Source organism: Streptomyces sp. SP17BM10 (assembly GCF_036322405.1).
Taxonomy (GTDB): Bacteria; Actinomycetota; Actinomycetes; order Streptomycetales; family Streptomycetaceae; genus Kitasatospora.
This window is the reverse complement of sequence record NZ_JAQYXB010000133.1, coordinates 1-1,445: the sequence shown is the minus strand read 5'-3', so window position 1 is coordinate 1,445 and position 1,445 is coordinate 1. Positions and strand designations below refer to the sequence as shown.

Here is a 1,445-nt window from a genome sequence, read left to right as displayed (position 1 = left end):
TAGTAGGGCTTGGTCAGGTCTGTTTTCGTGTGGGTATGTCGCGGTGGCAGGTGGGGCAGGCGCCGGCCCAGGTCGCCAGAAGGATCTGGAGCTCGCGGACGACTTGGTAGAGGCTCAGGCCGGCCCCGCGTCTTTTGGGGCGGTGGCCAGTCTGCGCAGGGTGCAGAACGCGTGGGCGAGAGAGACGAGCGTGACGTGGTGATGCCAGCCGGTGAACGTGCGGCCCTCGAAGTGGGCCAGGCCGAGGGCCTGTTTCATCTCCCGGTAGTCGTGCTCGATCCGCCAGCGGAGCTTGGCCATTCGCACCAGAGTGGTCAGCGGGGTGTCGGCGGGCAGGTTCGAGAGCCAGAACTGGATCGGCTCGGCTTCCTTGGCGGGCCATTCGGCCAGCAGCCAGCACTCGGCCAGCTCCACGCCCTCGGTGGCGTCGCGGATCTCGCGTCCGGCCGGGCGGATCCGCAGCGCCACGAAGCGCGAATACATCCGCTTGAAGCCGCTCTTCGCCTTGCCGGGGCGCGACCCCTCCCGCCACGACACCGGCCTGGCCGCTTTCGGCCCGGCAGCGATGGCCAGGTCCTTCACACTGCGGGCCTTGTCCGGGTACTTCGCCACCGGCGGCCGGCCGGTGCCGCTGTAGGCGGGCGTGACGGGCCGGGCTTCGGCAGGGTGCGCGGTCGGCGTGGTGGAGATCCCCAGCACGTAGTGCAGGCCGCGTTGCTGGAGGCCGAGGCGGAAGGCCGCGGCGTCGCCGTATCCAGCGTCGGCGATGGCGAGCGGGACGTGGACACCCCAGCACCGGGTCTCGTCGATCATGTCCAGGGCCAGCTGCCACTTCTCCACGTGGCCCAGGCCTGCGGGGATGCCGCACCGGTCTCGCCGGGCGACCTTGTCCGGGTCGGCCTTCGTCGATTCGGGGTCCCAGGACGCGGGGAGGAACAGCCGCCAGTTGACCGGCGCCGAGGCGTGGTCACGGGCCAGGTGGAGCGAGACGCCCACTTGGCAGTTGGTGACCTTGCCCGCGGTTCCGGTGTACTGCCGCGACACACACGCCGACGCGTCGCCGTCCTTGAGGAACCCCGTGTCGTCGATGATCAGCGCGGTCGGATCGATGGCGTCCTGCATCCTCCAGGACAAACGGGCCCGGACATGCGCCGGATCCCAGGGGCTTGTCGTGACGAAGTGCGCGAGAGCCTGCCGGTTTCCGTCCTCCCCGAGCCGCGCGGCCATCGGCTCCACCGACTTCCGCTTGCCGTCCAGGAGCAGCCCACGCACGTACGCCTGCCCCCAACGCCGCTGGTCAGCACGCGTGAACGCTTCGAACAACCCCGCCGTGAACGCCTCCAGGTCCTCCCGGACCTCGGCCATCTCCCCAGGTGTCACACACCAACAACGCGCCACCTACTCCCCAGGACACGCCACCACGGCACCGACCTGACCAAGCCCTA

At 69.8% G+C, this 1,445-nt stretch carries 1 protein-coding gene; it reads right to left on the bottom strand.

The window, feature by feature from the left end:
• Positions 1–114: 114 nt before the first annotated feature.
• Complete coding sequence (locus PUR71_RS00485; protein ID WP_329924278.1) at positions 115–1,365, bottom strand: IS701 family transposase; 1,251 nt, start codon at positions 1,363–1,365, stop codon at positions 115–117.
• Positions 1,366–1,445: the final 80 nt, after the last annotated feature.

Coding starts and splice junctions, on each gene's coding strand:
- PUR71_RS00485 (WP_329924278.1), bottom strand. CDS start 1,365: ATGGCCGAGGTCCGGGAGGACCTGGAGGCGTTCACGGCGGGGTTGTTC.